This window comes from Micromonospora sp. BL1 (genome assembly GCF_003667485.1).
Taxonomy (GTDB): Bacteria; Actinomycetota; Actinomycetes; order Mycobacteriales; family Micromonosporaceae; genus Micromonospora; species Micromonospora tulbaghiae.
The window spans coordinates 33,370-48,899 of sequence record NZ_RCVK01000222.1 but is presented as its reverse complement, the minus strand read 5'-3'; the positions used below and the strand labels follow the sequence as shown (position 1 = coordinate 48,899).

General features: G+C 72.4%; 15 protein-coding genes. 2 read left to right on the top strand and 13 right to left on the bottom strand.

What is annotated here, in order from left to right:
• Positions 1–102: 102 nt before the first annotated feature.
• From EAD96_RS13055 to EAD96_RS13000, 12 genes are all read right to left on the bottom strand, one after another.
• Entirely contained in the window at positions 103–981 is an 879-nt protein-coding gene (locus tag EAD96_RS13055; RefSeq protein ID WP_255498983.1) for an ion transporter, read from the bottom strand.
• Between the two features lie 180 nt (positions 982–1,161).
• Positions 1,162–2,268 (bottom strand): magnesium and cobalt transport protein CorA, encoded by a 1,107-nt coding sequence (locus EAD96_RS13050; protein ID WP_121684433.1) that lies wholly within the window; start codon positions 2,266–2,268, stop codon positions 1,162–1,164.
• A 58-nt stretch (positions 2,269–2,326) separates the two neighbouring features.
• Positions 2,327–3,007 (bottom strand): response regulator, encoded by a 681-nt coding sequence (locus EAD96_RS13045; RefSeq protein WP_091414872.1) that lies wholly within the window; start codon positions 3,005–3,007, stop codon positions 2,327–2,329.
• Positions 3,004–5,550, bottom strand: a complete 2,547-nt coding sequence (locus EAD96_RS13040; protein WP_120571938.1) for a DUF4118 domain-containing protein — start codon at positions 5,548–5,550, stop codon at positions 3,004–3,006. Before EAD96_RS13040 ends, EAD96_RS13045 begins: the two co-directional genes overlap by 4 nt.
• 71 nt (positions 5,551–5,621) lie before the next feature.
• Complete coding sequence (locus EAD96_RS13035) at positions 5,622–6,503, bottom strand: potassium-transporting ATPase subunit C (RefSeq protein WP_121684432.1); 882 nt, start codon at positions 6,501–6,503, stop codon at positions 5,622–5,624.
• The gene (gene kdpB / locus EAD96_RS13030; protein WP_121684431.1) at positions 6,503–8,677 is read right to left on the bottom strand and encodes a potassium-transporting ATPase subunit KdpB; all 2,175 of its coding nucleotides are present in this window, start codon (positions 8,675–8,677) and stop codon (positions 6,503–6,505) included. Before kdpB ends, EAD96_RS13035 begins: the two co-directional genes overlap by 1 nt.
• A gap of 20 nt (positions 8,678–8,697) precedes the next feature.
• Positions 8,698–10,353 carry a potassium-transporting ATPase subunit KdpA gene (kdpA, locus tag EAD96_RS13025; protein ID WP_121684430.1) on the bottom strand — a complete coding sequence of 552 codons (1,656 nt, stop codon included), beginning with the start codon at positions 10,351–10,353 and terminating at the stop codon, positions 8,698–8,700.
• Positions 10,353–10,442, bottom strand: coding sequence for a K(+)-transporting ATPase subunit F (gene kdpF, locus EAD96_RS13020; protein WP_036343797.1), 90 nt, complete (start codon positions 10,440–10,442; stop codon positions 10,353–10,355). Before kdpF ends, kdpA begins: the two co-directional genes overlap by 1 nt.
• A 184-nt stretch (positions 10,443–10,626) precedes the next feature.
• Entirely contained in the window at positions 10,627–11,007 is a 381-nt protein-coding gene (locus EAD96_RS13015; RefSeq protein WP_233585698.1) for a hypothetical protein, read from the bottom strand.
• A gap of 471 nt (positions 11,008–11,478) precedes the next feature.
• Positions 11,479–12,093 (bottom strand): ABC transporter permease, encoded by a 615-nt coding sequence (locus EAD96_RS13010; RefSeq protein WP_121684429.1) that lies wholly within the window; start codon positions 12,091–12,093, stop codon positions 11,479–11,481.
• Complete coding sequence (locus EAD96_RS13005; protein WP_121684428.1) at positions 12,090–13,049, bottom strand: ATP-binding cassette domain-containing protein; 960 nt, start codon at positions 13,047–13,049, stop codon at positions 12,090–12,092. The genes EAD96_RS13010 and EAD96_RS13005 overlap by 4 nt, the downstream gene beginning before the upstream one ends.
• A 74-nt stretch (positions 13,050–13,123) precedes the next feature.
• Positions 13,124–13,828: a GAF and ANTAR domain-containing protein gene (locus tag EAD96_RS13000; protein WP_121684427.1), complete on the bottom strand. Its 705-nt coding sequence runs from the start codon at positions 13,826–13,828 to the stop codon at positions 13,124–13,126.
• Between the two features lie 195 nt (positions 13,829–14,023).
• Here EAD96_RS13000 and EAD96_RS12995 point away from each other — a divergent pair, with 195 nt between their 5' ends.
• Together EAD96_RS12995 and EAD96_RS12990 are read left to right on the top strand one after the other, a co-directional pair.
• Positions 14,024–14,416 (top strand): STAS domain-containing protein, encoded by a 393-nt coding sequence (locus tag EAD96_RS12995; RefSeq protein WP_233585696.1) that lies wholly within the window; start codon positions 14,024–14,026, stop codon positions 14,414–14,416.
• Positions 14,417–14,562: 146 nt separating this feature from the next.
• Positions 14,563–15,273 (top strand): GAF and ANTAR domain-containing protein, encoded by a 711-nt coding sequence (locus EAD96_RS12990; protein WP_121684426.1) that lies wholly within the window; start codon positions 14,563–14,565, stop codon positions 15,271–15,273.
• Positions 15,274–15,281: 8 nt separating this feature from the next.
• Here EAD96_RS12990 and EAD96_RS12985 read toward each other — a convergent pair whose 3' ends face one another.
• Complete coding sequence (locus EAD96_RS12985; protein ID WP_120574013.1) at positions 15,282–15,500, bottom strand: hypothetical protein; 219 nt, start codon at positions 15,498–15,500, stop codon at positions 15,282–15,284.
• Positions 15,501–15,530: the final 30 nt, after the last annotated feature.

The following is a 15,530-nucleotide window of genomic DNA, read 5'->3' as shown; positions in this document are numbered from 1 at the left end:
CCCTTCCCTCGGATGTGTTGACGCCTCGCTGGTTGCCCCGATCAACCACACGGCCAAACCCGGGAACCGCTTTCGTCACGGAACTGTCATGACCGTCCCTGATCAGTGATCCGAGGGCTGCCGGCGGCGCGGCGCGCCGGGCGGCTCCTCCCTGTCGATGCGCAGTTCCCGCTCCAGCTCCGCGATCACCATGCGCAGGTCGTCCAGACGCTGGCTGATCGCGATCCGGTCCAACTCGTCCGGTATCCCGTCCCCGTCGGAGTCGTAGTCGGACGCCAGCCCCTCGGTCATCTCCAGCCGCCGCGCCTCCTCCATCGAGTTGACGATGACGGCGATGAGGATGTTCAGCAGGAGGTTCACCGCGATCATCACGAAGCTGACGTAGTAGAGCAGCGTCCAGGGCGACACCTCCAGCCCTTGCTCCAGCAGGTCCGGCAGCGTCTCCAGGGACAGCAGCACGAACAGCGTGACGAGCGAACGGCCGATGTCGCCGTACTGCTCGGGATAGCGGTCGCCGAAGATCAGCCAGCCCGCCATGCCGTACACGTAGAGCGTGACGGCGGCGAGCGCGAGGAAACCCGCGACGCCGGGCAGGCTGCGCCACAGCGCCGCGACGATGGTCCGCAGGCCGGGCGAGAAGCGGACCAGGCGCAGCACCCGGGCGACCCGGATGAACCGCAGCACCGCGGAGTCGCCGTGCAGGCCCGGGATGAATATGGCGGCGGTGACCAGCAGGTCGAAGACGTTCCAGCCGTGCCGGAAGAAGTCCTGCGGGCGGCGGCCGTACGCGAGCACCCGGATGGTGATCTCCACGACGAAGACCGCCCGGAACATCCACTCCGTCCACCGCAGCACCGGCCCGGCGGCGCCGAGATCCTGGTACGTCTCGATGCCCAGCACGACCCCGTTGGCCATGATGAGCACCACGATGGCCACCTCGAACGGCCGGGACGCGACGATCCGGGCACAGTGGCCGGCCAGCCCGCGCTTGCCGGTGGCGGTCCGGCGCCCGCCGCGCGGTGCCGGAACCGTGTCCCCGATCAGCGTTCCCCTCCGGAGCGCCGGAACCGGACGACGCGCGCACGACAGGGGGTAGCCACCCGGACACTTTAGTGGATCACCGACGGCGAACTGCTGCGGCCGAGGCGCGCCCGGCCCGGCTCACAGCCAGCCGCGGCGCTTGAACAGCAGGTAGAGCGCGCCGCAGACGGCAAGCATCAGGGCCACCGCGAACAGGTAGCCGTACCGCCAGTCCAGCTCCGGCATGTGGCTGAAGTTCATCCCGTAGACGGTGCCGATCAGGGTGGGCGCGAACAGGATCGCCGCCCACGCGGAGACCCGTTTGATCTCCTCGTTCTGCTCGAAGCTCGCCGCGGTCAGGCTGCGCATCTCCTCGTTCTGTGCCTGCGACACCAGCGTGGCGTTGACGGTGAGGATGTTCTGGAGCAGGTGCCGGAACCCGTCCACCCGCTCCACCACCTGGGTCAGGTGGTCGGCCACGTCGCGCAGCCGGCGGCGCAGTTCCTCGTCCGTGCCGTACCTGTCGAAGCCGTGTGTGAGCGCGTCGACCACCTTCAGCAGCGGCCGGGCGGCCCGCTGGAACTGGATCACCTCGCGGCTCAGCTCGTAGATGCGGCGGCTGGCGTTCGGGTCGCCGCCGAACACCTCGGTCTCGATCTCGTCGATGTCGTTCTCCAGCCCGGCGACCACCGGCGCGTAGCCGTCCACCACCCGGTCGAGCACGGCGTAGAGCACGGCTTCCGGGCCGAGCGCGAGCACCTCGGGTTCGGCCTCCAGCCGCCGCCGCACCCCGGCCAGGTCAGGTGTGCCGCCGTGCCGGACCGTGATCACGAAACCGGGGCCGAGGAACAGGTGCAGTTCGGCGAACTCGACCGCGTCCCGCTCGTCCAGGTAGCGGGCGGCCCGCAGCACCACGAACAGGGTGTCGCCGTAGCGTTCCAGCTTGGGGCGCTGGTGGGCGTTGATCGCGTCCTCGACGGCCAGGTCGGGGAGCTGGAACTCGGCCGCGAGCGAGGCGACCTCCTCCCGGCCCGGCCGGCGCAGCCCGATCCAGGCCATCGCGTCGTCGAGCTGTTGCAGGCAGCGGTACGTGTCGGCGAGGCTCATCGGCGACGCCCGGCGTACGCCGCCGACGTAGACGCCGCTGTCGACCAGACCGTCGGGTCGCTCCGGCTCGGCCGCGCCGGCGTCGATGGCGTGCTCGTCCAGGCGGCGGCCGAACCCCTCCGAGGACCGGTTGTCCGCCATGCCCCTCCCCCGCTGCTCGGCCGGCTCGCCGAGTCCCCCGCCGAGGCTCGCGCAAACGTCAGGGGCGGTAGCGGTAACCCATCCCCGGTTCGGTGATCAGGTGGCGGGGCCGGGCCGGGTCGTCCTCCAGCTTGCGCCGCAACTGGGCCATGTACTGCCGCAGGTAGTTCGTCTCGTGGTGGTACTCCGGCCCCCACACGTCGTGCAGCAACTGGCGCTGGCTGACCAGCTTGCCCGGGTTGCGCAGCAGCTTCTCCAGCATGGCCCACTGGGTGGGGGTGAGCTTGACCTCGACGCCGTCGTCCCGGGTGACGGTCCGGTCGGCCAGGTCGACGGTGTTGCGGCCGATCCGCAGCGCGGGCACGGCGGGCGAGGCGGGGGCGAGGCGCCGGGTCACCGCCCGGATGCGGGCGAGCAGTTCGTCGACCCCGAACGGCTTGGTCACGTAGTCGTCGGCGCCCGCGTCGAGCGCCGCCACCTTGTCCTCGCTGCCGGCCCGGCCGGAGAGCACGATGATCGGCACGGCGGTCCAGCCGCGCAGCCCCCGGATGACCTCGGTGCCGTCCAGGTCGGGCAGGCCGAGGTCGAGCACCACCAGGTCCGGCGGGTGACCGGCGGCGGCCTTGAGCGCGGCGGCGCCGCTGTCGGCCACCTCGACGTCGTAGCCCCGGGCCCGCAGGTTGATCCGCAGCGCGCGCAGGATCTGCGGCTCGTCGTCGACGACCAGGATCCGGGTCATTCCCGCGGCCCTTCCGGCTGGGTGGCGGCCGGCAGCCGCAGCACCATGGTGAGACCGCCACCGGGCGTGGTCTCCGGGGTGATGCTGCCACCCATCGCCTCGGCCAGTCCCCGGGACAGCGCCAGGCCCAGGCCGACACCGGTCTGGTTGTCCCGGTCGCCGAGGCGCTGGAACGGCAGGAAGACGTGCTCCCACTGGTCCGCCGGGATGCCCGGCCCGGTGTCGATCACCCGCAGCTCGACCTGCCCGGCGTGCGCACTGCCGGTGATCGTCGGCGGGTGTCCGGGCGGGCTGTGCCGCAGCGCGTTCGCCACGATGTTGACCAGCACCCGCTCCAGCAGGCCCGGGTCGGCCAGCGCCGCCGGCAGGTCGGCCGGGATGTCGGTGGTCACCTCGGCCGCCGCCGGGCCCAGCTCGTCCAGCGCCAGGGGTACGGCGTCCTCCAGCCCGATCGCGGTGGCGCTCACGCCCAGCGCCCCGGCCTGCAACCGGCTCATGTCGAGCAGGTTCGCCACCAGCCGGCCCAGCCGGTCCAGCGACTCGTCGGCGGTGGCGAGCAGTTCCTCCCGGTCGTCCGCGTCGAACTCGACGTCGTGACTGCGCAGGCTGCTCACCGCCGCCTTGGCGGACGCCAGCGGCGTACGCAGGTCGTGGCTGACCGCCGCGAGCAGCGCGGTCCGCATCCGGTCGGCGGCGGCGAGCGGGCGGGCGGTGGCGGCCTCCTCGGCCAGCCGTTCCTGGCGCAGCGCGACGGCGGCCTGCGCGGCGAACGCCTCGACCACCCGCCGGTCGGCCGCCTCCAGCCGCCGGCCGGCGAGCACCACGCTGAGCCGGTCGTCGACCGGCACCACCGTCTCGCCCGCGCTCGGGCTGCCGGGCGGCCGCTCGCCGACGCTCGCCACCACCCGCCAGGCGTCCGCCTCCCGGGCGCGCGCCGGGCGGCCACCGGCCTCGTCGGTCAGCTCCAGCACGCTCACCGCGCGCAGTCCGAACGTCTCCCGCAGCCGGTCCAGCAGCGCGGGCAGCGGGCGTTCGCCGCGCAGCACGCTGCCCGCGACGGTGGCCAGGGTCTGCGCGTCGGCGGAGGCCCGGGCCGCCTCCCGGGTACGCCGGGCCGCCACGTCGACCACCCAGCTCACCGCGATGGCGACGCCGACGAACACGCCCAGGGCGAGCAGGTTGTCCGCCTCGGCGATGGTCAGCGTCCGGTACGGCGGGGTGAAGAACCAGTTGAGCAGCAGCGAGCCGCCGAGCGCGGCGACCAGCGCGGGCCACAGCCCGCCGACCAGCGCCACGCCCACCACACCGGCGAGGAACAGCAGGATGTCGTTGGTGAGGGTGAGGTCGGGCAGCGTCCGCAGCACGAGCGTGAGCAGCGGCATGCCGAGCACCGCGAGCGCGTACCCGATCAGCCGTCGCCGCCGGGACAGCGCGGCGGGCACGGCCGTGCCCCGGCGCCCGCGTCCCGCCTGCGGGTGGGTGACCAGGTGCACGTCGATCGGGCCGGACAGCGCGGTGGTGGTCACCCCGACGCCCCGGGCGAACACCTGCGCGAACCGGCCCCGGCGGCTCGCGCCGAGCACGAGCTGGGTGGCGTTGACGCCCCGGGCGAAGTCGAGCAGCGATGCCGGGATGTCGGTGCCGAGCACCTGGTGGTACGTGCCGCCGAGGCTCTCCACCAGCACCCGCTGCCGGGCGAGCTGGGCCGGGTCGGCGCCGGCCAGCCCGTCGCTGCGGGCCACGTGCACGGCGAGCAGGTCGGCGCCCTTGCTGCGGGCGGCGATCCGGGCGGCCCGGCGGATCAGCGTCTCGCCCTCCGGGCCGCCGGTGAGCGCGACGACTACTCGTTCCCGCGCCTCCCAGGTGTCGGAGATGCCCTGCTGGGCCCGGTACGCGTCGAGCTGCTCGTCGACCTTGTCGGCCAGCCAGAGCAGCGCCAGTTCGCGCAGCGCGGTGAGGTTGCCGACCCGGAAGTAGTTGCCCAGCGCGGCGTCGATCTTGTCGGGCCGGTAGATGTTGCCGTGCGCCATCCGGCGGCGCAGCGCCTCCGGCGTCATGTCCACCAGCTCGACCTGCTCGGCGGCCCGGACCACCTGGTCCGGCACGGTCTCCCGCTGGGTGGTGCCGGTGATCTGCGCGACCACGTCGTTGAGCGACTCCAGGTGCTGCACGTTGACGGTGGAGAGCACGCTGATCCCGGCGTCGAGCAGCACCTGCACGTCCTGCCAGCGCTTGTCGTGGCGGGAGCCGGGCACGTTGGTGTGGGCCAGCTCGTCGACCACGACCACCTCGGGCCGCCGGGCCAGCACCGCGTCCAGGTCCATCTCGGTGAACTCGACGCCCCGGTAGGTCATCGAGCGGCGCGGCACCACCTCCAGATCGCCGATCATCTCGGCGGTGTGCCGGCGGCCGTGCGTCTCGACCAGGCCGACCACCACGTCGGTGCCGCGCTCGGCCCGGCGCTGGGCCTCCTCCAGCATGGCGTACGTCTTGCCGACGCCCGGGGCGGCCCCGAGATAGATCCGCAGTTCACCCCTGCCCACAGCGTCCATCCTCCCTGACCGGCCGGGAACGGCCCCGGGTCTTCCCCGGGGCCGCTCCGGTCACTGTCGCGTCAGCGCGCCGGGAACGCCTCGTCCAGCGCGAGGTTGAGTTCCAGCACGTTCACACCGGGCTCACCCATGAAGCCCAGCGCCCGCCCGGTGGTGTGCTCGGCGACCAGCCGCCGTACCGCCGCCGGGTCCGCGGCGCGCTCCCGCGCCACCCGGGTCACCTGAATCTCCGCGTACGCCGGGGAGATGTGCGGGTCGAGGCCGCTGCCGCCGGCGGTGACCGCGTCGGCCGGTACGGCGGGGCGCGCCGGGGCGTCCCCGCGTACCGGGGTGACGATGCCGCCCTCGGCCACGTAGTCGTGGCCGGGCCGGGCCGCCTCCACCGGCACGCCCTGCCAGGTGGTGAGGAACGGCGTCGCGGGCGCGGCCTGGTTGACGCTCACCACGCGGGTGATCGGGCCGGTGAGGCCGTCGGCGCGGAACACGGCCAGCACCGCGCCCACCCCGTCCGGCGTGCAGTACGGGCGCCGCCCGTCCACGCCGTCCAGTTCGCCGACCGCCTTGCTGCGGGCGCAGACCTGGGTGAGCAGGCTCTGCGCCGAGGTCTCCTCGTCGCCGGTGAGCGTGTCCACCACGCTCTCCGGGCCGAGGTTGCTCGCCGCGGTGGCGGTCGGGTCGTAGCCGTCCCCGGCGGCCGACGGGCGGGACTGGAAGTAGCGCGGGACGGGGTTGCCGTCCGCGTCGGTGAACGACTGGCCGATCAGTGAGCTGCCGACGGTCCGGCCGCCGACGGTGAGCAGTGAGCCGTCGGCCCTGCCGTCGAGGCCGGGCAGCCGGCCCACGGCGACCAGGGCGAGCGGGTAGACCAGGCCGAGCAGCACGGTGAAGACGAGCACCGCGCGCAGAGCGGCCAGGTGCTGGGAGAGCCAACTGGGAAGGCGCATCACGAGATCCCCGGGACGAACTGGACGAGCAGGTCGATGAGCTTGATGCCGGCGAACGGCACCACGATGCCGCCGAGGCCGTAGAGCCACAGGTTGCGGCGCAGCAGCGTCGAGGCGCTGGCCGGGCGGTAGCGCACGCCGCGCAGGGCCAGCGGGATCAACGCCACGATGACTATCGCGTTGAAGACGACGGCGGAGAGGATCGCCGACTCGGGACTGGCCAGGCGCATGATGTTGAGCCGGTCCAGCGACGGGTAGATCCCGGCGAACATGGCCGGGATGATCGCGAAGTACTTCGCGATGTCGTTGGCGATGCTGAACGTCGTCAGCGCGCCCCGGGTGATCAGCAACTGCTTGCCGATCTCCACGATCTCGATCAGCTTGGTCGGGTCGGAGTCGAGGTCGACCATGTTGCCGGCCTCCTTGGCGGCCGACGTGCCGGTGTTCATGGCGACGCCGACGTCCGCCTGGGCCAGCGCGGGCGCGTCGTTCGTGCCGTCACCGGTCATGGCGACGAGCCGGCCGCCCTCCTGCTCCTTCCTGATCAGCGCGAGCTTGTCCTCCGGCGTGGCCTCGGCGAGGAAGTCGTCCACGCCCGCCTCGTCGGCGATCGCCTTCGCGGTACGCGGGTTGTCGCCGGTGATCATCACGGTCCGGATGCCCATCCGGCGCATCTCGTCGAAGCGCTCCCGCATCCCGGCCTTCACCACGTCCTTGAGGTGGATGACGCCGAGCGCCCGGGCCGGCTCCCCGGCCACGTGCTCGGCCACCACGAGCGGCGTGCCGCCGGTGCCGCTGATCGCGTCGACCAGTTCACCGACCTGTTCGGTCGGGTGGCCGCCGTTGTCGCGTACCCACTTCATCACCGCGGCGGCGGCGCCCTTGCGGACGTGCCTGATGTCGCCGTCGGCGTCCAGGTCGACGCCGCTCATCCGGGTCTGCGCGGTGAACGGCACGAACGTGGCGTGCGGGATGAGGCCGGGCTCGCGCTCGCGCAGCCCGAACTCGTTCTTCGCCAGCACCACCACCGACCGGCCCTCGGGGGTCTCGTCGGCCAGGCTGGACAGTTGCGCCGCGTCGGCGAGCGTGGCGGCGTCCACGCCGGTCACCGGCAGGAACTCGGCGGCCTGCCGGTTGCCGAGCGTGATCGTGCCGGTCTTGTCCAGCAGAAGCGTGTTGACGTCGCCCGCCGCCTCGACCGCCCGGCCACTCATCGCCAGCACGTTGCGCTGCACGAGCCGGTCCATGCCGGCGATGCCGATCGCGGACAGCAGCGCGCCGATGGTGGTCGGGATGAGACAGACCAGAAGCGACACGAGTACGACGCCGGTGACGCCGGAGTCGGTGATCGCCGCGGTGTCGGGCGCGGCGGCCTGGTAACCCTTGGCGAAGATCGCCATGGGCTGGAGCGTGACGACGGCGAGCAGGAAGATGATCGTCAGCGCGGCCAGCAGGATGTTCAGTGCGATCTCGTTCGGCGTCTTCTGCCGGTTGGCGCCCTCGACCAGCGCGATCATCCGGTCGATGAAGCTCTCGCCCGGCTTCTGGGTGATCCGCACGACGATCCGGTCGGAGAGGACCCGGGTGCCGCCGGTGACCGCGCTGCGGTCGCCGCCGGACTCCCGGATCACCGGGGCGGACTCGCCGGTGATCGCCGACTCGTCGACGCTGGCGATGCCCTCGACCACGTCGCCGTCACCGGGGATGACCTGCCCGGCCTCGACCAGGACGACGTCGCCCTGCCGCAGCTGCGGCGCGGGCACCGCCTCGTCCCGGTACGCGTTCGCGGCGGCACCCGGCGTCCAGCCGACCAGGCGGGTGGCGACGGTGTCCTGCTTGGCCCGACGCAGCGTGTCGGCCTGCGCCTTGCCGCGTCCCTCGGCGACCGCCTCGGCCAGGTTCGCGAAGATCACGGTGAGCCAGAGCCAGACGGTGATCGCGATCGCGAAGACGGACGGGTCGGCCACCGCGAGCACTGTGGTGAACAGCGCGCCGATCTCCACGATCAGCATCACCGGGTTGCGCCACAGCGTGCGCGGGTCGAGCTTGCGCAGCGCGTCCGGCAACGACCGGAGCAACTGGCGAGGGTCGAGCAGTCCGCCGCCGACCCGGCCGTCGCGGCGGCCCGGCGTGCCGGGGACCGGCGCGTCGGCGGTCTGGAGAGGTGCGGTCATGTCCTTGTCTCTCATGGTGGTCACAGCCCTTCGGCCAGCGGGCCGAGCGCGAGTGCGGGAAGGAAGGTGAGCGCGACGAGGACCACGGTGACGCCGACGACCATGCCGACGAACAGCGGCCGGTGGGTCGGCAGGGTGCCCTCGGAGGCGGGTGTGGGTTGCTGGCGGGCCAGCGAGCCGGCCAGGGCGAGCACGAAGATGATCGGCAGGAACCGGCCGAGCAGCATGCAGAGCCCGAGCGCGATGTTCCACCACGGCGTGTTCACCGTGATGCCGGCGAACGCGGAGCCGTTGTTGTTGCTCGCCGAGGTGAACGCGTAGAGCACTTCGGACAGACCGTGCGGCCCGACGTTCAGCGCTGTCGAGGCGTTGCCGGTGGCGAACGCGGCAGCGGTGCCGGCGAGCACCAGCGCCGGGGTGATCAGGAAGTACATCGAGGCGAACTTGATCTCGCGCGCGCCGATCTTCTTGCCCAGGTACTCCGGGGTGCGCCCGACCATCAGGCCGGCCACGAACACCGTGATCACCGCGAGGATCAGCAGCCCGTACAGGCCGGCGCCGACGCCGCCGGGGGCGACCTCGCCGAGCATCATGTTGCCCAGCGTCATCATGCCGCCCAACGCGGTGTACGAGTCGTGGAACGAGTTGACCGCGCCGGTGGAGGTGAGCGTGGTGGCCGCCGCGAACGTGGCCGAGTTCGACACGTCGAAGCGCACCTCCTTGCCCTCCAGCGCGGCGCCGACCGCCTGCGGCACGGTGCCGTCGCCGGTCAGCTCGAAGACGTTGGTGAGAGTGATGCTGGCGACCGCCAGGATCGCCATCACGGCGACGATCGCGTAGCCCTGCCGCTTCTGGCCCACCATCCGGCCGAAGACCCGCGGCAGGCTGAACGGGATCACCAGGATCAGGAAGATCTCCAGCCAGTTCGTCCACGCGGTCGGGTTCTCGAACGGGTGGGCACTGTTGGCGTTGTAGAAGCCGCCGCCGTTGGTGCCCAGCTCCTTGATGACCTCCTGGCTCGCCACCGGCCCGCCGGTGACGGTCTGGGTGCCGCCGGTCAGCGTGGTCACGTCGGTGCCGCCGGACAGGTTCTGCACCACGCCGCCGAGCATCAGCGCGAGCGCGCCGAGCACCGCGATCGGCAGCAGGATCCGCAGCGTGACCCGGGTCAGGTCGACCCAGAAGTTGCCCAGCTCGCCGGTGCGGCTGCGGGCGAAACCCCGGACCAGCGCCACCGCCACGGCGATGCCGACAGCGGCCGAGACGAAGTTCTGCACCGCCAGGCCGGCCATCTGCACCAGGTGGCCCATCGTCGACTCACCCGAGTACCACTGCCAGTTCGTGTTGGTCACGAACGACACGGCGGTGTTCCAGGCACCGTGCGGCACCACCGGGTCGAAGCCCAGCGAGAGCCAGAGGTGGTTCTGCAGGCGCTGGAACGCGTACAGGAACAACAGGGAGACGGCCGAGAAGGCCAGCACCGAGCGGGCGTACACGCCCCAGGTCTGCTCGGCGGCCGGATTGACCCCGACCAGGCGGTAGATCCCCCGCTCGAGGAGGGACGACCGGGTTCCGGCGACCACGCGGTACATGTGGTCGCCGAACGGCCGGTGCACGGCGACCAGCGCCGCCACCAGCGACAGGACGAAGAGCACGCCGGCTGTGGTCATGCTCATCAGAAGCGCTCCGGGAACAGCAGGGCGACGACCAGGAACACGCCCAGGCCGATCGCCAGCACCAGGCCGACGGCGTTGACGGCGCTCACAGCTTCTCCACGCCCCTCACCACGAGGGCGAGAGCCGCGAACAGCCCCACCGTCAGCAACACGAACAGCACGTCAGACACGGCTGATCTCTCCTAGCGGAAGATGTCCTCGCGACCGCCTCCCGGCCGCGCCGGGCAATCACAACGCCGGATCCGCCGGACGGACAGGGTTCTTGACGCGACCATCACGCGGGGCCGCGGTTTCTTGACGCGCTTTTCACGCCGCCTCCGTGGCCGGTGATCCGGGTCACCGCACGGGCCTCGGCGCCGATCGACCGGAGATGCCGGTAGCCGGTGCCGAGCACCGCGGCGAACCCGATCGGCACGGCCCGGGACCAGGCATCACCCGCCCCGATCAGCTCGCCGTACCGGTGCGCCAGAAAACCGACGAAGACCGCCGCACCCAACGCGGCCACCGCCGCGACCGCGCGCAGATCGGCCACCACAGCGGCGTACGCCCCGACGACGCCCGCCATCACCAGGACCCGCCCGGGCCGCTCGTCCGGCCCGAAAACCCCGGCCGCCACCAGCGCCGCGCCCACCACCACGACGGCACCGGCGGCCACCCGGAATCCGGTGCACCCGTCCGCCCGATCTCGTACCACTTCCGCCTCCCGCGTCAGTACGTGCTTTGCGGGCCATACCAGCCGGGCCGGGTGCGGACGGTCGACGGCTTTGACACATCCGGTACGGGCCACCCGCCGCTTTTCACGCCGCCTTCACGCACCCACCCGGCGCGGGGACCGTGACGGGCCGGTCCGCCGCCTACGCTGGCCCGGTGACCACCGAACTGACCCTGCTGTCGGACGTGGTCTGCCGGGGTGTGCCGGTCGGCGGCGCCCGGCTGCGCGGCCTGCTGGCGCTGCTGGCCGACCGGCTCGGCTCCGGCTGCGGCACCGGCGCGCTGGTGGACGCGCTCTGGCCGGACGATCCGCCCCGGCATCCGGTGAAGGCGTTGCAGATCCTGGTCTCCCGGGCCCGCGCCGAGCTGGGCGCCGACCTGATCGTCCGGACCGCCACCGGCTACCGGCTGGCGCTCACCGACGCGCAGGTGGACGCGGCGGCGGTGCTGCGGCACGCCTCGGCGGCGGCCCGGCACGCCCGCGCGGGTGAGCACGCGGCCGCCCTCGCCGAGGCGGAGGCGGGACTGGCGTACTGGGCCGGTCCCCCGGCGACGACCTGGGCGGGGGCGATCCGCTCACCGCGAGCCACTGCGCCGGACCGGCGTCCGGCCGGAAGCCGACCAGCAACGCCACGGCGACCACCACCACCAGCCCGAGCAACGTCTGCGTCACCGCGCCCACCACGTGGCCGGTGAGCACCGCCGCGCGGGCGATGGACATGGTGCGGAACCGGGCCACGATGCCCTCGGTCATGTCCATGGCCACGGCGATCGCGGTGCCCTGTGCTGCGCCGGCCATGGCGAGCAACAGGATGCCGGGGGTCACGTAGTCGGCGTACGCGGACCGGCCCCCGGCCACACCGCCGAGCCCGTTGCCGAGCGTGCCGCCGAAGACGTAGACGAACAGCAGCAGGAAGATCACCGGCAGGGCGATCACCATGACTGTCAACGACGGGTAGCGCACCGCGTGCTTCAGGTTGCGGCGCAGCATGGTCGCCGAATCCGCGACGGTGTGGGCGAGCGTGCTCATGCGGTCACCTTCTCCTCGGTGGGGTGGCCGGTGAGGGCCAGGAAGACGTCGTCCAGATCGGGGGTGTGCAGGCTCAGCGACTCGACCGCGACACCGGCCTCGTCGAGCCGGTCGAGCAGCGCCCGTACCCCGTTGACGCTCCCGTCGCCCGGCACTCGCAGGGTGAGGTCGTCGTCGTGCCGGGTGGCCGCCGGGAACAGCCCGGCCGCCGCGGCCAGGTGCGCCGCGTCGGTGAAGTGCAGGCGTACGTGGCCGCCGGGCACCAGCCGCTTCAGCTCGGCCGGGCTGCCCTCGGCGACCAGGCGACCGCCGTCGAGCAGCGCGACCCGGTCGGCCAGGTGGTCAGCCTCCTCCAGGTACTGGGTGGTGAGGAAGACGGTGGCGCCCTCGACCACCAGTTCCCGGACGATCTGCCACATGGCCCGGCGGCTGCGCGGGTCCAGGCCGGCCGTCGGCTCGTCCAGGAAGATCAGCCGGGGGCGGCCGACGAGCGTCATCGCCAGGTCCAGCCGGCGCTTCATCCCGCCCGAGTACGCCGCCACCGGCTTGCCCGCCGCATCGGTCAGGTCGAAGCGGGCCAGCAGGTCGTCCACCACCCGCCGTCCCTCGACCCGGCCGAGGTGCCGCAGGTCGGTCATCAGCCGCAGGTTCTCCGCGCCGGTGAGCAGCGCGTCGACGGCGGAGAACTGGCCCGTCACACCGATCGCGGCGCGTACCCGGTCCGGTTCGGCGGTCAGCTCGTGGCCGGCGACCCGGACGGTGCCGGCGTCGGGGCGGATCAGCGTGGAGAGGATCTGCACGGTGGTGGTCTTGCCGGCGCCGTTCGGGCCGAGCAGCGCGAAGACAGTGGCCTCGGGTACGCGCAGGTCGACACCGTCGAGCACCACCTGTCTCCGGTACGCCTTGCGCAGCCCGGACGCCTCGATCATCGCGCCGGGGGAGGTAGTCGTCGTCATGCCCGCAACCGTGGCGGCCGGCGGGATCAGCGCGGTTTCACGACGGTTTCACGCCCCGTGACGACGTGGGCGGGTCAGCGGGCGGCGGCCTTCGAGACGAGCGCCTCGGCCACCTCGCGCAGCTTGCGGTTGGAGTCCTGGGAGAGCTTGGCGAGCAGCGTGAACGCCTCTTCGGCCGAGCAGCGCCGCTGCCCCATGATGATGCCCTTGGCCTGCTCGATCACGGCCCGGCTGCGCATCGCCTCCTGCATCTGCCGGGCCAGCGTCGCGGTGCTCTCGTAGAGGTGGGCGTTGGCGAGCGCCACCGCCGCGTACGCGGCGAACTCCTCCGCCAGCTCGATCGACGCCTTGTCGAACGCGTGTGTCGTGCCCCCGTAGACGTTGAGTGCCCCGGTGACCGCCTCCTGGATCGGCAGCCCGATCGACAGCGAACTCTGCATGCCCGCGGCGCGGGCCCGCGCCGCCCAGCCGGGCCAGCGCGGCTCGTCGGTCAGGTCGGGCAAGGAGATGCTCACCGCGCTGACCGAGGCGTCCAGGCAGGGGCCGTCGTCGTGCTCGTACTGCCACTCGTCGAGGCTGCGGGCCAGGTCGCTGGTGTAGGCGATGGCCCGGTTCGCGCCGGCCTGCACCAGGGAGACGGACACCTCGGCGCTGCCCGGCACCGCCCGGTTCGCCAGGTCGGCGACGCGAGCCAGGACGGCGTCGAGCGCCACCTCGTCGAGCCGGATCCGGCTCAGCTCCGCGAGGGCTTCGCCGGGGTCGATGCGGGGGGCTTCCATGCTCTCGTCCTGTCCTGACGGGGATCATCGGCAGCGCTCGTTGCGATGACGGTACCCGGGACCGGTGGGTCCGAACTCGTCCCACGCTGCGATGTCCACCCCGTCGGCGTATCTTCGGGTACGGGTCAAGACATGCGCCCTCCTGCTCCCGGCGAGCGCCGCCGGGAGCTCCTCGGACGTTGAGGTGGGGGTGCCGTGTCCGACGAACAGCCGATCATGTGGCTGAGCTGCCACGTGGGCACGGACGTGACCCAGATCTCGGTGGCCGGCGAGGTGGACCTCAGCAACGCCCACCTGCTCACGGAACTCGTGGAGTCCGCCGTCGCGGCACCCGCCCCGCTCGTGGTGATCGACCTGGCAGAGGTCAGCTTCTTCGGCGCGTACGGCACGAATGCGCTGGTGCTGGCGCAGCGGGTGCTCACCGGACACGGCCGGCGGCTGGTCCTGCACCGGCCCTCCCAGGTGGTCCGGCGCGTCCTCGGCGTCACCGGCACGCTCACCGCGTTCGAGGTCGTCGATCGGCCCGCGTTACCGGCCGCCGCCGACGGGTGGGCACGTCCCGTCCTACCGACCCGCTCCGGGTCGTAGAGTTGTCCTGATCGTCGACGTCCCGTCCGGGGCGTCACGAACGAGCGTCAAGAAGCGGCGCCGGTCCCGAACCATGCCGGTATCGGGGTGCCGGTCCGTCACCACGGGCCGATCCCCGCCGCTTCCCCCAAGGACGTCACCCGCTCATGCCGCAGGCCCACCCCGACCTCGCCGCTGCCCTGATCAGACTCGGTCGGATCAAGTACGACGAGGTCGACCTCGACGTGGTGCTGTCGACCATCGTCCAAGTCGCCAAGGACACCCTGCCCGGGACCGCCGAGGTGTCGGTCACCCTGGTCCAGGGCACGCAGGCGCACACCGCCGCGTACACCGGCGCGCTGGCGCTGACGCTCGACGAGTGGCAGTACGCCCACGGCCGCGGCCCGTGCCTGGACGCCGCCACCACCGGCACCGCCATGCTGGTGTCGGACATGGCGGCGGAGAGCCGCTGGCCGGAGTGGGCGGCCCGGGCGCACGGGGCGGGCGCCGCCAGTTCGCTCTCCATCGGCCTGCCCATCCAGGAGGCCGTGGTCGGCGCGCTGAACATCTACGGCGCGGCGCCGGGCGTCCTGGACCGGCAGGTCGAGCTGGCACAGACGCTGGCCGGGTACGCCGCGATCGCGCTCGCGAACGTCCACCTCTACGAGAGCACGGCCACGCTGGCGCAGCAGATGCAGGAGGCGATGCAGAGCCGGGCCGTGATCGAGCAGGCGAAGGGCATCATCATGGGACAGCGTCGCTGCACGGCCGACGAGGCGTTCGCCATTCTGGCCCGGGTGTCCCAGGACTCCAACCGCAAGCTGCGGGAGGTCGCCGAGTCACTCGTCGAACGCGCTGTGCACGGCCCTCGTGACTGAGCGTGCGGTCAGCGCGGCATCTCGCGCCAGCCGGAGCCGCTCGCACGCCACGCGCCGGCCAGGATCGTCGCCGAGCCGCGGCTCGGGCACTGCTGAATCTTCGACCGGCCGCTCGCCCCGCCGATCTGCGCCTGGACCTGCCACTGGCTTCCGTCGGTACGGATGTATACGTCGCGCCGTCCGCGAGGGTTGCTGACGCCGTTCCACCAGTGTTCCTCGACCACCATGCGGTGACCGTACCCCAGGACACCCGGACC

Bases quoted from the DNA above. Each gene is read 5' to 3' on its own strand.
- EAD96_RS13050 (WP_121684433.1), bottom strand. From the start codon at position 2,268: ATGGCGGACAACCGGTCCTCGGAGGGGTTCGGCCGCCGCCTGGACGAG.
- EAD96_RS12990 (WP_121684426.1), top strand. From the start codon at position 14,563: ATGCCGCAGGCCCACCCCGACCTCGCCGCTGCCCTGATCAGACTCGGT.
- EAD96_RS13045 (WP_091414872.1), bottom strand. From the start codon at position 3,007: ATGACCCGGATCCTGGTCGTCGACGACGAGCCGCAGATCCTGCGCGCG.
- kdpB (WP_121684431.1), bottom strand. From the start codon at position 8,677: ATGACCGCACCTCTCCAGACCGCCGACGCGCCGGTCCCCGGCACGCCG.
- EAD96_RS13035 (WP_121684432.1), bottom strand. From the start codon at position 6,503: ATGCGCCTTCCCAGTTGGCTCTCCCAGCACCTGGCCGCTCTGCGCGCG.
- EAD96_RS12985 (WP_120574013.1), bottom strand. From the start codon at position 15,500: ATGGTGGTCGAGGAACACTGGTGGAACGGCGTCAGCAACCCTCGCGGA.
- EAD96_RS13005 (WP_121684428.1), bottom strand. From the start codon at position 13,049: ATGACGACGACTACCTCCCCCGGCGCGATGATCGAGGCGTCCGGGCTG.
- EAD96_RS13000 (WP_121684427.1), bottom strand. From the start codon at position 13,828: ATGGAAGCCCCCCGCATCGACCCCGGCGAAGCCCTCGCGGAGCTGAGC.
- EAD96_RS13010 (WP_121684429.1), bottom strand. From the start codon at position 12,093: ATGAGCACGCTCGCCCACACCGTCGCGGATTCGGCGACCATGCTGCGC.
- kdpA (WP_121684430.1), bottom strand. From the start codon at position 10,353: ATGAGCATGACCACAGCCGGCGTGCTCTTCGTCCTGTCGCTGGTGGCG.